Origin of the sequence: Vreelandella hamiltonii, from assembly GCF_014651775.1 — a bacterium.
Taxonomy (GTDB): Bacteria; Pseudomonadota; Gammaproteobacteria; order Pseudomonadales; family Halomonadaceae; genus Vreelandella; species Vreelandella hamiltonii.
The window spans coordinates 73,422-88,307 of the sequence record NZ_BMXN01000012.1 but is presented as its reverse complement, the minus strand read 5'-3'; the positions used below and the strand labels follow the sequence as shown (position 1 = coordinate 88,307).

Annotated in this window: 17 protein-coding genes; 11 read left to right on the top strand and 6 right to left on the bottom strand. The window is 61.0% G+C overall.

Features of this window, described 5'->3' with window-relative positions:
• Positions 1-21: 21 nt before the first annotated feature.
• The 9 genes from IE091_RS11535 (at position 22) to IE091_RS11495 (ending at position 8,257) form a co-directional block, all read left to right on the top strand.
• Positions 22-462 (top strand): hemerythrin domain-containing protein, encoded by a 441-nt coding sequence (locus IE091_RS11535; RefSeq protein ID WP_189463698.1) that lies wholly within the window; start codon positions 22-24, stop codon positions 460-462.
• A 185-nt stretch (positions 463-647) separates the two neighbouring features.
• Positions 648-1,634, top strand: coding sequence for a succinylglutamate desuccinylase (locus IE091_RS11530; RefSeq protein WP_189463697.1), 987 nt, complete (start codon positions 648-650; stop codon positions 1,632-1,634).
• Between the two features lie 217 nt (positions 1,635-1,851).
• Positions 1,852-2,622, top strand: coding sequence for an ABC transporter ATP-binding protein (locus IE091_RS11525; RefSeq protein ID WP_081135308.1), 771 nt, complete (start codon positions 1,852-1,854; stop codon positions 2,620-2,622).
• A 17-nt stretch (positions 2,623-2,639) separates the two neighbouring features.
• On the top strand, positions 2,640-3,341 hold the full coding sequence (locus tag IE091_RS11520) for an ABC transporter permease (RefSeq protein WP_189463696.1): 702 nt from the start codon (positions 2,640-2,642) through the stop codon (positions 3,339-3,341).
• Between the two features lies 1 nt (position 3,342).
• The gene (locus tag IE091_RS11515) at positions 3,343-4,071 is read left to right on the top strand and encodes an ABC transporter permease (protein ID WP_081135305.1); all 729 of its coding nucleotides are present in this window, start codon (positions 3,343-3,345) and stop codon (positions 4,069-4,071) included.
• 138 nt (positions 4,072-4,209) lie between these two features.
• Positions 4,210-4,980, top strand: a complete 771-nt coding sequence (locus tag IE091_RS11510) for a transporter substrate-binding domain-containing protein (RefSeq protein ID WP_100731298.1) — start codon at positions 4,210-4,212, stop codon at positions 4,978-4,980.
• A 332-nt stretch (positions 4,981-5,312) separates the two neighbouring features.
• Complete coding sequence (locus IE091_RS11505; RefSeq protein ID WP_100731299.1) at positions 5,313-6,110, top strand: transporter substrate-binding domain-containing protein; 798 nt, start codon at positions 5,313-5,315, stop codon at positions 6,108-6,110.
• A 97-nt stretch (positions 6,111-6,207) separates the two neighbouring features.
• Positions 6,208-7,353 (top strand): beta-aspartyl-peptidase, encoded by a 1,146-nt coding sequence (gene iadA, locus IE091_RS11500; protein ID WP_096921242.1) that lies wholly within the window; start codon positions 6,208-6,210, stop codon positions 7,351-7,353.
• A 79-nt stretch (positions 7,354-7,432) separates the two neighbouring features.
• Positions 7,433-8,257, top strand: a complete 825-nt coding sequence (locus tag IE091_RS11495; RefSeq protein ID WP_189463695.1) for a TraX family protein — start codon at positions 7,433-7,435, stop codon at positions 8,255-8,257.
• On the opposite strand, the gene IE091_RS11490 is transcribed toward IE091_RS11495, so the two are convergent.
• From IE091_RS11490 to purE, 3 genes are all read right to left on the bottom strand, one after another.
• Positions 8,235-9,860, bottom strand: a complete 1,626-nt coding sequence (locus tag IE091_RS11490) for a diguanylate cyclase domain-containing protein (protein ID WP_189463694.1) — start codon at positions 9,858-9,860, stop codon at positions 8,235-8,237. The two genes, IE091_RS11495 and IE091_RS11490, sit on opposite strands and share 23 nt — an antisense overlap.
• 168 nt (positions 9,861-10,028) lie before the next feature.
• Positions 10,029-11,174, bottom strand: coding sequence for a 5-(carboxyamino)imidazole ribonucleotide synthase (locus tag IE091_RS11485; RefSeq protein ID WP_189463693.1), 1,146 nt, complete (start codon positions 11,172-11,174; stop codon positions 10,029-10,031).
• 10 nt (positions 11,175-11,184) lie between these two features.
• The gene (gene purE, locus IE091_RS11480; protein ID WP_016916523.1) at positions 11,185-11,712 is read right to left on the bottom strand and encodes a 5-(carboxyamino)imidazole ribonucleotide mutase; all 528 of its coding nucleotides are present in this window, start codon (positions 11,710-11,712) and stop codon (positions 11,185-11,187) included.
• Positions 11,713-11,930: 218 nt separating this feature from the next.
• Here purE and IE091_RS11475 point away from each other — a divergent pair, with 218 nt between their 5' ends.
• Positions 11,931-12,203: an XRE family transcriptional regulator gene (locus tag IE091_RS11475; RefSeq protein ID WP_016916522.1), complete on the top strand. Its 273-nt coding sequence runs from the start codon at positions 11,931-11,933 to the stop codon at positions 12,201-12,203.
• A gap of 154 nt (positions 12,204-12,357) precedes the next feature.
• Here IE091_RS11475 and chrA read toward each other — a convergent pair whose 3' ends face one another.
• Positions 12,358-13,569, bottom strand: coding sequence for a chromate efflux transporter (chrA, locus tag IE091_RS11470; protein ID WP_189463692.1), 1,212 nt, complete (start codon positions 13,567-13,569; stop codon positions 12,358-12,360).
• Between the two features lie 123 nt (positions 13,570-13,692).
• Between chrA and IE091_RS11465 the strand changes: the two genes are divergently transcribed.
• The gene (locus tag IE091_RS11465) at positions 13,693-14,049 is read left to right on the top strand and encodes a rhodanese-like domain-containing protein (RefSeq protein ID WP_039175970.1); all 357 of its coding nucleotides are present in this window, start codon (positions 13,693-13,695) and stop codon (positions 14,047-14,049) included.
• Between the two features lie 117 nt (positions 14,050-14,166).
• Here the strand turns inward: IE091_RS11465 and IE091_RS11460 are convergent, their stop codons facing one another.
• Positions 14,167-14,460: a helix-turn-helix domain-containing protein gene (locus IE091_RS11460; protein WP_229800821.1), complete on the bottom strand. Its 294-nt coding sequence runs from the start codon at positions 14,458-14,460 to the stop codon at positions 14,167-14,169.
• Complete coding sequence (locus IE091_RS11455) at positions 14,457-14,777, bottom strand: type II toxin-antitoxin system RelE/ParE family toxin (RefSeq protein ID WP_189463691.1); 321 nt, start codon at positions 14,775-14,777, stop codon at positions 14,457-14,459. Before IE091_RS11455 ends, IE091_RS11460 begins: the two co-directional genes overlap by 4 nt.
• Positions 14,778-14,886: the final 109 nt, after the last annotated feature.

Below are 14,886 nucleotides of genomic sequence, written 5' to 3'. Positions count from 1 at the left end.
TACAACGCCAAGGAGCCAGGCATGACCATTTTCGAAGCACTGCGTAAAGACCACGATATTCAGCGTGACCTGTTGGCCCAACTGGTAGAGACCCACGGTGACAGCGACGCCCGCGACTCTCTTTACCAACGGGTACGGGCGGAGCTGAAGTACCATGCCAACGCCGAAGAGCGGGCTCTGTATATTCCGATGATGGACCTCGACCTCATCCAGGAAAAAGCGCGCCACAGCGTTGCCGAACACCACGAGATCGATGAGCTGATCGAGCTGCTGGACGACACCGACTACAGTGCCAGCCACTGGCTGACCCACGCCAAGCAGCTGCAGCATCTGGTGACCCACCATCTGGACGAAGAAGAACAGGAAGTCTTTCAACTGGCCGGTCGGGGCTTGCAGGAAGCCCAGAAAACCACGCTGGCCAAGGAGTATCAGGACGAAATGCAGCGCCAACGGTCGGGCTGACCTCCCGGCCTTACCCGCCCGGTATTGCAAAGCGCTTGTGGCTCACGCCATGGGCGCTTTTTTACGGGTTACTTTCATCCTCGCACCGACCATTTTCACGCGCACGACGCCACCCCTTGTGACACGAGCTGAGCGTGGTAAAGGTAGGGCAACACAAGTAGATGCCCATGCACAAGGACACTTTCATGCTAGGCCAATGGCTCGACTGGACCCTTGACGATGAACGCCCGTCGCCACGCATAGGCCGCTTTGCCAGCGGCAGCTACCATCTGCACCGACCGGGCATACTGGAGCTAACGCCCAACATTCTGCGCCCCGATGCCCGGGCCTGTGTCTTTTCTGCCGCCATTCATGGCAACGAGACCGCTCCGGTAGAACTGCTGGGCGAATGGCTGGCCGCTCTGGAAGCCAGCACCCTGCAACTGGGCGCTCCCGTGCTGGTGATTCTGGGCAACATTCCCGCCCTCAAGGCCCAGCAGCGCTACATCACCACCAACTTGAATCGCTTGTTCAAGCGTGAACTGGCCGACCAGGGCGACGAGCCCGAACGGGCGCGCCAACTGATGGAAGCCGTGGATACGTTCTATGCCCGCCATCACGCCCTGCCTCGGTTGCATTACGACCTGCATACCGCCATCCGCGGCAGCCTGCATACCCGCTTCGCGGTCGAGCCGTTCGCCGAGTCGGCGACCGACCCTGAACAATGGGAGTGGTTGGCGGCTGCCGACATGCAGGCCGTGCTGCACCAGCATCAACATAGCTGGACGTTTTCTCACTACAGCAAGCACTACCATGGCGCCCAGGCCTTTACCTTCGAGCTGGGGCAAGTCGCCCCGTTCGGCCACAACGACATGGACGCCCTGGCTCCCATGCTCACGTTGATCAGTGCGCTGGGCAGCGGCTATACGCCCCCCTCCCAGTCGGCCAGCACCATGGCATTCTACCGGGTGCAGCATGAACTGATGCGTCACTCCGAAGACTTCACGCTGTGTTTCGATGAAGACGTGCCCAACTTCAGCCGCTTCGATATCGGCACCTGCCTGGCCAAGGATGCCGCCGCCGGTGACTTCGTGGTGGAAGAGACGCCGCTGCATGTGGTGTTTCCCAACGCACAAGTCGAGATAGGTGCTCGGGCCGCCTTGCTGGTGGCGCCGGAACGGACGGCAAACTAGCCACAGAAAGTCCCGTTGATGAAAAAGGCAGTTAGATAACAATAACGTAGAGGGGCCATCAGGAGTGCTCTTCAGGCAACACGACCAAGGTCGGCCTGATAAAGTACGCGTCTCCGGCGCACTCCTGATAGAATCGCCCCTTTTTTCGCGCCAGCCGCACAGAAACACGGACACTCATTCGTTGTTGCTGCGGCAACCCTGTACTGGAGCCTAAGTTATGGCCGCTACGCCGACTCCCCTTGAAGTGCGTAACATCAAAAAGCGCTTCGGCGATACAGAAGTCCTCAAAGGCCTCTCTCTTGAAGCCCAGAAAGGTGATGTGATCACCCTGATTGGTGCTTCAGGGTCTGGCAAAAGCACCTTTTTACGCTGCATGAACCTGCTGGAACAGCCCGATGACGGCGACCTGATCGTCCACGGCGAACAGATCCGCTTCAAGACCACCCGCCATGGCCGCGAACCCGCCGACTGGAAACAGGTCGTGCAGATGCGCGCCAAGCTCTCCATGGTTTTCCAGAGCTTCAACCTGTGGGCCCACATGACGCTGCTGGAAAACATCATCGAAGCGCCGATTCACGTGCTGGGTAAACCCAAGAAAGAAGCCATCGAACACGCCCATGCTCTGCTCGACCGAGTCGGCCTCAGCGCGCGTGCCAACGCCTACCCGGCGCAAATGTCCGGTGGCCAGCAGCAGCGTGGCGCCATCGCCCGGGCGCTGGCCATGGACCCGGAAGTCATGCTGTTCGACGAGCCCACCTCGGCGCTGGACCCTGAGCTGGTAGGCGACGTGCTCAAGGTCATGCGCGATTTGGCCAACGAAGGGCGCACCATGGTAGTGGTGACCCATGAGATGAGCTTTGCCCGGGACGTGTCCAGCAAGGTGATCTACCTGCACCAGGGCCTCGTGGAAGAAGCCGGTACGCCCGATGACGTGCTGGGCAACCCGCAATCGCCGCGCCTGAAGCAGTTTCTGGCGCCCAAATACTGACCTGCGAGGCATGCACGATGCTTGATTTGCAAGGCTATGGCCCCCGCCTGCTGGAAGGCGCAGGCGTGACCGTTCAGTTGGCCCTCCTCTCGCTGATTCTGGCGATTGTGCTGGGGCTCTTGACCGCCAGCGCCAAAATGTCCCGCAACTGGCTATTGCGCCGTAGCGCAACGGTCTACACCACGGTGATTCGTGGTGTGCCCGACCTGGTGCTGATGATGCTGCTGTTCTTCGGCGGGCAGATCGGGGTCAATGCGATCAGCGATATGCTCTATGACCGCTACGACATCGACATCTACATCAACTTCAACGCCTTCGCGGCCGGTGTCATCACCATCGGCTTCATCTTCGGCGCCTACATGGGCGAAACCTTTCGCGGGGCATTCATGGCCGTCGACAATGGCCAGATCGAGGCAGGCAAGGCCTACGGCATGAGCAACGCACTGGTATTTCGGCGTATTCGCTTTCCCCAGATGATGCGTCATGCGCTGCCCGGCCTCTCCAACAACTGGATGGTACTGCTCAAGACCACCGCTCTGGTGTCGGTGATCGGCCTGACGGACATGGTGCGGGTGGCGGCAGAAGCCTCTCGGGCCACCCACGAGCCGTTTGTCTTCCTGATCCCGGTGGCGGCGGCCTATCTGTTGATTGCCAGCGTCTCCGAGTGGGTCTTCGCACGGTTGCAAAAACGTTACGACATCGGCTTCGGGGGGCAGTGACATGCTGGACATCTCTGCATGGTTCAACGATTTACTGGCGGGTAACCTGATCTTCACCCCCACCACCCTGGGCTACTACTGGGAAGGCCTGGTGACCACCACACAGCTGGTGTTCCTCTCGCTGGTGGCCGGGCTGATCCTGGCTGTCCCGCTGGCCATCATGCGTAGCTCACGGCACAAATGGATCAGCCTGCCGGTCTATGTGTATACCTATGTGTTTCGTGGCACCCCGCTGCTCATTCAGCTCTACATCATCTACTACGGGGTGGTGTTCATCGATGGCATTCAGGAAACCTTCCTGTGGCCGCTGCTGCGCGAAGCCTTCTACCCGGCACTGATCGCCTTCACCTTGAACACGGCAGCCTACACCACAGAGATTTTCCGGGGTGCCATCAAGGCCACCTCACGGGGTGAAATCGAAGCCGCCAAGGCCTATGGCATGTCCAACAGCCTGATGATGCGCCGTATCATCCTGCCCAGCGCCTTTCGCCGTGCCCTGCCCGCCTACGGTAACGAAGTCATCTTCATGCTGCATGCCAGCGCCATTGCCAGCGTCGTCACCCTGATGGACCTGACCGGGGCCGCACGCTTCGTCTATGCACGCTTCTATGCCCCCTTCGATGCCTTCCTGTTCGTGGCGGCCATTTATCTGTGCCTCACTTTTGCCATTCTGTATTTTTTCCGTTACCTGGAAAAACGGCTGCTGGCACATTTGCGGCCACAAACCTGAGCATGACGAAAAATCCAACGCACGCCAACGTAAAACAAGCGTTGGTTTAATTCAGGTCATCCCCCTTTTCGCCAACCGCAAGCTGGGGTAGCTTAAAGGGGATCACCTCTGGTGAACCTGCTTCCTTTGGAGTCTACAATGAAAAAACTGCTGACCGTTTCTCTGCTGGGCCTGGCCGTGGCTGCTGCGTCTTCTGCCCAAGCCCGTGATTACGACCACGTGCGTATCGGTGTGGACGTACCTTACGAGCCCATGGAATACCGCACCCCCGAGGGCGAGCTGACCGGCTTCGATATCGACCTGGGCAACGCCCTGTGCGAGCGCATCGGCGTGACCTGCGAGTGGATCGAGCAGGAGTGGGACGGCATCATTCCGGGCCTGATGTCACGTAACTACGATGCCATCATGTCGTCGATGACCATCAACGACGAGCGTCGTCAGCAGGTGCTGTTCTCCGACCCCTACATCACCATGCCGTCGGCCTGGTTTGCCCCCGCCAGCCTGGAACTCAGTGACGCCAACGAAGAGACCCTGGCCGGCAAGACCATCGGCGTACAGCGCGGCACCCTGCAAGACAACTACGTGACCGACCAGTACGGCCGTATTGCCAGCGTCAGCCGCTACTCCACCGCTGACGACATGGTGCTGGACATGCAGGCACAGCGCCTGGATATCGTCTTCCTCGACTATCCGATCGGCCAGTCCACCCTGCTGAACAACGAAGATACCGAGTACGTGGTCGTAGGCGAGCGCATCAGCGAGCCCAAGGAGTACTTCGGTGACGGCTTTGGCATCGCCTTCCGCCAGCGCGACCAGGCCCTGGCCGAGCGCTTCAACGAAGCACTGGCCGAACTGCAGGAAGACGGCACCTACGATGAAATCTACACTCGCTACTTTGGCGAAGAGTAAGCATTGACCGTCTCGCCATGCCTTCCTCAGGGAAGGCATGGCAGCACGCCAATACCATGACTCCAGACCGCCTACTCCCCTCTGCGCCCCATGCGCAACGCCCAGGTACCCGTGGCACCATTGCCCGCTTCTACCTGAGCGAGTGGTTCGACGAATAGCCCCCTCTTTGGCACGCCCGTGCCGAAACACGCCCCTGTGCGTGCATGTTGCCATGCGTGATCGACGCAGGGCACTCCCACGCCTGGCGCACCCCATGCTGTAGCCGCCCCTTTCGGCGCTTGGCATAAAGCAACACCTGCATACCTAACTAACATCGCTTCAGGAGACTGACCATGCGTTATGCAACGCTGTCCGTGGCTGCCGTGCTGGCGGCTGGTGCTTCACTTTCCATGGTATCCACTGCCGCACTGGCCCGGGACTACGACGAGATCCGTCTGGGTGTGGATATTCCCTACGAGCCCTTCATGTACCGGGAAGCCGACGGCACCCTCACCGGCTTTGAAATCGAGCTGGGCAATGCCGTATGCGACTACCTGGAAGTGAGCTGCACCTGGGTAGAACAAGACTGGGACGGCATCATTCCCGGCCTGCTGGCCCGCAACTACGACGCCATCATGTCGTCCATGGCGATTACCGACGAGCGCGCCCAGCGTGTGCTGTTCTCCGAGGCTTACTACACCACTCCCAGCGCCTGGATCACGACCCACGCCCACGATATCGACATCGAAGACCGGGCCAGCCTGGAAGGGCTCACGGTCGGCGTACAGCGAGCAACCCTGCAGGATAACTATGTCACCGAACTCTACGGCGACGTGCTGGAAATCCGCCGCTATACCGGTGTGGACGATGTGGTCACCGACCTGCTGGCAGGCCGCCTGGACCTGACGTTCATGGACTACCCGATTGCCGAAGCCGCCATCGACATCGACACGCCCGAAAGCGACTTCCAACGCATCAGCGACTTCATCAAAGAGCCCGCGGAAATCCTGGGCCAAGGCGTTGGCATGGCATTTCGCCCCCGTGACGAGGCCCTCGCCGAACGCTTCAACGACGCCCTGCGTGCGGTGAAAGAGAACGGCACTTATGATGAAATCATGAACCGTTACTTCAACTACGATGTACGCTTGTAAGATCGGCGGTCGCCGCGCTTGAACCGCGCCACACCGCCTACACGCGCCGGCCTTTGGTCGGCGCGTAACGTTTGCTCATCACTTTTCCGGAAAGCCCATGCTGACACTTGTCAAAAACGCCCAGCTTTTTGCCCCAGAACCCCGCGGGCTGTGCCACCTGCTGATCGCCGACCAGCGCATCGCGGCCGTGCTGGATGCCAACGAAGCGTACCAACTGGGCACGCTGATCAAGACCATCGACCTGGAGGGCCGTCGGGTGATTCCGGGGCTGGTCGACCCGCTGGTGCACTACATTGGCGGGGGCGGTGAAGGCGGGTTTGGCAACCGCACTGCAGAACTCAGCCTGGCAGACGCCTGCGCTTCAGGCGTGACCACCCTGATTGGCGCTCTGGGCACCGATGCCCTTACCCGCACCCCCGCCAACCTGATCGGCAAGGCGCGAGAACTCGCTGCCGGTGGGCTGAGCACCTACGCCTACACCGGCTCTTATCAGCTGCCTCCGGTCACACTGACCGGCACGGTGGCCAGCGACATTCTCTACGTGCCGGAATTCATCGGGGTGGGTGAAGTGGCCATCAGCGACCACCGTGGCTCCCAGCCCACTACCCAGGAGCTGACGCGACTGGCTTCCGACGCCCGCACGGCCGGGCTGCTGGCAGGCAAGTCCGGCATCGTGTTCATTCATACCGGCGACGCCGACTCCCACCTGGAACCACTGCGTCAGGTGGCCAGCACCAGCGCCATTCCCATCACGCAGTTCTACCCGACCCACATCAACCGTACCGGCGCACTGTTCGCAGACGGCCTGCGCTTTGCCCGTGAAGGCGGACGCATCGATTTCACCACCAGCACCACCCCCGAGCTGCTGGCCGGTGGCGAAGTGCCCGCCTCCGAGGCGGTAGCGCGGGCACTGAAAGCGCGGATCGACCCGAGCCAGCTCAGCCTCTCCTCGGACGCCAACGCCTCGCTGCCAGAGTTCGATGACCAGCGCCGTTTCGTGGGCCTGAAACCCGGCAGACTCAGCAGCCTGTTCGACGTGTTGGGCGAGTGTGTCAACGACCACCAGATCCGCATGGAACACGCCCTGCAATGTGCTACCACCACCGCCGCCGATGCCTTGAAGCTTCCCCAAAAAGGCCGCCTGATACCCGGCTCGGATGCCGATTTCATCGTGTTGAGCGAAGGCCGCTGGGCCATTGACCACGTGTGGGCGCTGGGCAAACCGATTTTCAGCGCCCCCTGAGCGCCCTGAGGCCGCCCAGCGAACTTGCTCAGCCAATGCGGGTCTTTAATGGCATAATGCGCTTTTACAAGGAGGTAACATGGCAGAACACTCAGCGGCACACGCAACGCCCTCCACGGGCCTACCCGAGACGATGCGCCCCTCGTCCCATTGGACCGCCTGGGGCCAGTGGCTTGCGCTGTTCACCATGACCGTGGACCACCTGACCCGCTACGTACTGCCCGATGCCTGGGATCTGGGCTGGGCGGGCTCTTCGATTGGGCGCATTGCCTTTCCGCTGTTTGCTGCCATGGTGGCCTGGCACGGCCTGTTCAACACCCGCAACCCGCTGCGCTACGCGCGCCGTATCCTGATCATCGGTATCGCGGCACAAGTGCCCTACATGATGATGCCCAGGGCCTCGGATGCGTTTATCCTGAATGTCTGCTTTACGCTGGCCAGCGGCCTGGCACTCGGTGCCTTGGTACGCCAGGGGTGGCAGCACTATCAGGCACAGACGCTGGGTCTGGTCTGGCTGATGCTGGGGGCCGCCGTGTGTGTCACCGTCTGGTATCTGCTGGGCTTCTGGGTGGAGTATGGCCACAACGGCCTGCTGCTGATTCCGCTGTTCATGTTTGCCATGCAGGCCCTCAGCGAAACCCGCGATGCCCTCAAATCGCGGCTGTGGGCGGGTCTGGCAGCGTTTCCGGTGCTGTGGATCGCCGGGCAGATGAACGCGTCGGACATGGCCAAATCCTTTACCGTCGGCACCTGCGTTCTGGTGTTGATGCTGGCCGCGGGCGCCGCCCAGCGCGTACCGCCCGTGGCGCTGGCCATGCCCCGCCGCCTGTGGCTGGCCTGGTACCCGGGGCACTTCGCCCTGATTGCCCTGTGGCTATTGATCAGCGGCCAACTGGCAGGTTGAACGTCTTTTCTGCCACCTGCCGATTGACCTCGTCCTGCATCCAGGGCTGGTAGCGGCGCAGCAGATCACGACCTTCCAGCTTGGCCTGATACATGGCGGTATCGGCCTGCTTGAGCACTTCGGCATGGTCACAGGTAGACGCTTCAAAGCAGGTGTACCCCATACTCGGGGTCACCTCTACCCAGCGGCTCTCCAGCCGATACTCCCCCGACAGCGCCTGCTTCACTCGCTGCATGTACTGCTCGGCCAGGGCGCTCAGCTTGTCCAGATCAGGCTCTGAAAACTGCGCCAGCAGCACGAACTCATCGCCACTCAACCGAGCGGCCATGTCACCGTCGCGCAGGCATGACTCCAAGCGCCGCGCCACCTGCACCAACAGGTCATCGCCCGCGGCATGTCCCAGGGTGTCGTTGATCAGTTTGAAGCGGTCCATGTCCATGAACATCACCAGGCCACCCCGCTGCGGCGTCTCCTCCTCCTGGCACAGCGTTGCCATACGCTCGATGAACAGGCGCCGATTGGGCAAATCCGTCAGCGCATCGTAGTACGCCTGGCGATAAATGATCTCCTCACTGCGCTTGCGCTCGGTGAAGTCTTCGATGATCGCCACGCCACCGATCATCCGGTTGCCCATGCCATGTACGCCGTTGAAGAACGCTCGCAGCGGCGTCCCCTCACTGGCCTGGGGCAGCCGATAGGTCCCCTCGTAGTAGCCGGTGCCTTTTTCCAGCGCCGCGGAAACGGCCCGGGCAACGCTTCGGTCGGCTGAACGGTCCAACATGCGATAGCCCAGCAGACGAGAACGCTCGGCGCCCAGGATCTCCAGCAGCTTGTTGTTGCAGTCGGTGATCTGCCCCTGGTCGTCAAAGTGCAAAACACCTAGAGGGGAGTGCTGAAAAATCGAGCGGTAACGGTTTTCGCTTTCCTTCAGCTGCGCTTCACGGGCCGCCATGGTAACGCGTAGGGCGATATTGTCATGGATGGTGCGGCTCAAGCGGCGGCTGGTGATCAGGATCAGCAGCAGAAACAGGACCAGCATCAGCCCGATCAACACGGAAAGCGGTGTTCCCATCAGCATGAACTGGAATTTCAAAGGCAACAGGATGGGCAATACGAAGCCAGTGGCCACCCACCACACCGATGACAGCGTCGTGACGCCTCCCGCCGCGATACCGGCCAGCACGATCGACAGCGCCGCAATTTGCCCCGGATATTCAGGGCTGAACAACAGCACTCCCGTACTGCCCCATACCACCCCGGAAACAATGGCCCCCATGGCAAACCAGCGTAGCCACCGGTGCCGTTGCTGCTGCTGAATCGGCAAGCGCTTGAAACGGTGAGCCAACGCCAAACGCAATCCCGACACCACCACCAAGGCAGCATACCAACCCAACAGCACCCAGCCTTCCACCACGGGCCACATCGCCGCCACCAGCAACCCGCCCGCCAAAACGCTACTGAGCACCGGTTGCCAAAGGTTGTCATACAACAACCGCACTTTTTCTCCGCGCAGCTGTTGCAGGGTGAGATGGTGATCGCGCTGGTAGCCGCTGCGTAACCCTGACGCAGTTGCTGTCGGCGCCGCTGGCTTGCTGGGCGACATAGAACCCCCGTTTTCGTTGGCCTATGGGCCAATCTTATTGATTAATACAAACGTTTTATCACGCCTTATCTTTTAGCATGTTTACGCAGCAAAAGTAGCCTTCGAACATGAAAAAGCCGCCTCGAAGGGCGGCTTTGAAGAGAGCATGACAGCCATCGAACGCACGGCTCAGAGCGTGTCGGCAAAGCTCCACTCGACCGCCGGGGCACCCGGCAGCAGTGCCTGGCAGGCGCGTACTTTTTCCAGCAGCTCTGCATGGCTGGCCGCCACGACGTTCACGTGGGCCAGCTTGCGCCCCGCCCGCTCGGCCTTGTCGTAGCGATGCAGGTGGGTATGGGGAATCGCCAGCAGCGCGGGGTTGTCTCCCTCTTGCCCAATCACGTTGACCATGCAGGTGGGGCCAATCGCCTGAGTCGAACCCAGCGGCAAGCCCTGTACGGCCCGCAGATGGTTTTCGAACTGGCTGGTCACCGCGCCGTCCATGGTCCAGTGGCCGGAGTTATGCACCCGCGGGGCCATCTCATTGGCCAGCAGGCTACCGTCGCGGGTCTGGAACAGCTCCAGCGCCAGCACGCCCACGTAATCCAGCTCATCCAGCAGCGCACGAATGTAGCCATCGGCGGTTTGCTGAACGCTGTCGTCCAGGTCGGGCAGCGGCGCCACCGAATAGCGCAGAATGCCGTCTACGTGCTGGTTCTCTGCCATGGGGTAAAACACCACTTCCCCATCGCGGCCACGCACGGCAATCAGCGACACTTCGCGCACGAAATCGACGAAGGCTTCCACGATCAACCGGGAATGGCCAATCGACTCCCAGGCGGCCTGGGCCTGCTCTGGCGCTTTCAGCACCGCCTGGCCCTTGCCGTCGTACCCTTCGGTGACGGATTTGGCCACTACGGGGCAGCCCAGCTCAGTGGCAGCGGCCTGCAGCTGCTCGGCGCTCTCCACCACCCGGTAGGCAGGCGTCGGGATGCCCAGCCGGTCGAACAGCGCCTTCTCTTCCACGCGGTTCTGGCACACGGCAATGGCACGGCTGCTGGGGTAGACCGGCTTGTGCTGTTCGATCTGCTGCACCAGCGCCACGGGCAGGTGCTCGAACTCGTAGGTCACCACATCGACCTTGTCGAGGAACGCTGCCAGATGCTGGTTATCCGGGTCGACCACCACCTCACCGATACCGGCGCTGGGGTTGCCGGTGGTGTCCAGAAAGGTAAACGTGTTACCCAGCGGGTAGCCCGCCAACGCCAGCATACGGCCCAGTTGCCCGGCACCCAGTACGCCAATGTGTTTTACGCGATTGCTATGCACGCTCATGATGGGCTTCCTATTGTGCCGATTCGCTGGCCGCAGGCGCATCCGGGCGGGGGTCCGGGTTATCCAGCACCAGCTGCGTTTGCTCTGCTCGGAAGGCCTCGACGGCCTGACGCACGGCGCTGTCCTGCAAGCCGACGATTTGCGCCGCCAGCAGCCCCGCATTGGTGGCCCCGGCTTTACCGATGGCCAGCGTGCCCACGGCAATGCCACCCGGCATTTGTGCAATGGAGAGCAGCGAATCCAGCCCCTTCAAGGCCTTGGACTCTACCGGCACACCCAGCACCGGCAGCGCCGTTTGCGAGGCCACCATGCCCGGCAGGTGCGCCGCACCGCCAGCGCCCGCCACGATGACCTGAAGGCCACGTTCCGCTGCGCTTTTCGCATAGTCGAACAGCAGGTCCGGGGTACGGTGTGCCGAGACCACGCGGGTTTCGTAGGCAACACCCAGCCGTTCCAACATCGCCACCGCGTGCTCCATGACCGGCCAATCCGACTTCGACCCCATGATCACGCCCACCTTGGGTGCGCTGTTCGACATGCAATAACTCCTCGGCCCATGGCCTGTTCTAGCGAAAAACAGTGGAACGAGCCGCGTACAGGCTGCGGCTCATTGAAAAAATGGGAAGGGGCATAGTTTACCAGAGCCAGCGCGTTTGCGGGCTGTCTCATGGTCGTGAAATTTTCATCTAAATAGGCATTGAAAAGCGCGTGAGTTGGCGGCATTGTGTGTTTGTCATTTCAGACCCATGGAGTCACATGAGTACGGCATACTCGACTGCTCACGCAGAAGTGCAGGATCCTCCGCGAAGCAGCCCTGACCTCGACGTCAGGGAACTGGAAAAACGCACGCGCCTCATGCGCATCATCACACGTCTGATCGCCGTATCAGACCTGGGAAGCCGAGAAATTGCCCGCCGGGCAGGCTTGCCAGTACAGAAGATCAGCGACCTGCTCGCCGGAAGGCTGGAGCATCTGGACATCGATGAACTCAATGTCCTGCGTCGCACCCTAGAGCTGGAGGCGCCATAGCCGCAGCCTCGACGTCACTTCCCCATCACACCTCGGCACCACACCTGTACTGCACCATAGGCGTGCGCTGTATACCATAGGCGTGCGCTGTATATAGGTAATGCCTGATCGCCCCACGCTCGTGGGGCGAATCGTTCATGTCAGGTGCCGCGCTTCACGCCGCCATCACTACCCCACCCAAGGCCACCACGATCACCATCAGCCAGGCTGGCAGCTTCCACACGGTCAGTAGCAAAAAGCCCGTGAGCGCCAGGGCAAACTCGTACGGGCCCACCACCGCGCTGGTCCAGACGGGGTCGTAGAGCGCAGCCCCCAGAATCCCCACCACGGCCGCATTGGCACCGCGCATGAGCGCCTGGGCACTGCCCCATTGGCGAAAACGGTTCCAGAACGGCAGCACGCCCACCAGCAGCAGGAAGCCGGGAATGAAAATCGCCAGCAGCGCCAGCACTGCACCAACCACGCTGGGCAGCCCAGGCAGCAGTGCACCCAGGTAAGCCGCAAAGGTGAACAATGGCCCCGGCACGGCCTGTGCGGCGCCATAGCCCGTCAAGAACTCATCCGCCGTGATCCAGCCCGACTGCACCACTTCGGCTTCCAGCAGCGGCAGCACCACGTGGCCGCCCCCAAACACCAGCGCCCCCGAGCGGTAGAAGGCATCCACCACCGCCAGCCACATGGCGCCGCCCGCCAGCAGCGGCAACAGCACCAGCAGCGCCACGAACAGCCCCAGAGAGATCAAGCCCACCTTGCGCGACACCGCAAAGTGCAGCGAATCCGCCAGCTCGCCCTGAGCGCTTTCGCGGCAGAGCAACAGCCCTGCCATACCCCCCAGCACAATCGCACTCACCTGCCCTAGCGGGCCGCTGACCATGGCCACGGCAAACACCGCCGCCAGGGCAATGCCTGCCCGGGTTTTATCCGGGCAAAGGTTGCGCGCCATGCCCCATACGGCATGGGCCACGATGGCCACCGCGACGATTTTCAAGCCGTGGATGATGCCGCTGGCCATCGGCCCATCCAGCACCGCCGCCCCCATGGCGAACAGCGCCAGCACCAGCGCGGAAGGCAGCGTGAAGGCCAGCCAGGCCATGGCCGCCCCCCAGGGGCCAGCCCGCAGCAGGCCCAGGGCAAACCCCACCTGGCTGCTGGCCGGGCCGGGCAAGAACTGGCACAACGCCACCAAATCCGCATAGGCTTTCTCGCTGAGCCACTGGCGGCGGGCCACGAACTCCGTACGAAAATAGCCCAAGTGCGCCACCGGCCCGCCAAACGAGGTAAGCCCCAGCGCCAAAAAGACCCAGAACACCTCTCGAATGCGAGCAGGCGATACGGCAGTATCAGAGGAAGGACGGGGTTCCGACATAAGCTCAGCTCCTTGCAACGTTGAACAACAGGCAGCCAATAACCATACACGATTTTATTGACATGCCCATGACGGTTGAGCAACGTTGAGACTCCTTCCAACGCCACCTACCAGGAGCACCCCATGGCCCATCATTCAGAAGAGTTTCTACGCCTTGCAGAAGCCGCCAAACAGCGTACCACCCAGGTATCGCCTAGCGATGCCAAACAGCGCATCGCCCAGGGCCACGTGGTGCTGGACGTGCGAGACAAGGAAGAGTACGAGCAGGGGCATATCGAAAACGCCCTCAACATCAGCCGGGGCACGCTGGAAATGCGCATCCAGGAAGCGATTCCCGATAAAGACACGCCCATTGTGTGCCACTGCGCAGGCGGCAATCGCGGCGCCCTGGCCGCCGACACCCTGCAGCAACTGGGCTATACCCAAGTGGTGAATATCGAAGGCGGATTGAAGGCGTTCAAGGAAGAAGAAGCGCCGTAAGCCGCTCCTTTTGGTAATGATGCTCGCCCTCCCATCGGCAGCTTTAGAAGACTCCGGTGACTTTCGGCTTGAACCAATGACGCACGAAAGGCCGCCGTCATGGGAGCGATTGGTTGTCTAGTGGGAGGGTTGTTTTTGTGGTTCCACATGTACCGTCAGCTCGAAGCCGCAGGCATCTGCATAGCGCTGCAACGTTTTCCAACCGGGGTTACTGCTTCCTCGCTCCAGGCGGCTAATGTTACTTTTCTGCGTCTCCAGACGTTTGGCAAGCTCTTCCTGAGTCAGCCCGGCACGCTGGCGCATTGAAATAAGCGTGGAGGCCAATGCAAACTCCGGTGCCAGACGTTCATATTCCGCCTTCACCTCAGGGTTCTGAAGCGCCTGCTCTTTTAGTGCCTTTAAGTTCATCATGACTGCACCTCGCGCTGTCTTGTCCGCGCTAATGTTAACGCCTGACGCGGCGTTTTCTGGCTTTTCTTGACGAATGCGTGCAGGACGACGATGTGTTTCCCATGCACGTAACAGAACAAGGAACGGCCAATCCCCTCTTGTGCCTTTGCTCGAATCTCAAACAGGCCGTCACCCATGGACTCCGTGTGAGGAGGCCCTAAGTGAGCACCATGCTGCTCTACCATCTCCAGCAACCGAAGCATTCTGGCCTGTATTTTGGGTGGCATGCTTAAAATTTCTTGCTCTACGCCTGGGTAAAACTCAACCTGCCACTCCATAGCACAGCTCCGATCAAGTTATCTTTTATGATAACTCAGGATGTGTAAAAGTTCCTACTCCAGAGACACACGACAACCTCCATCTTATGGCACCATAGCGTGACCGCAT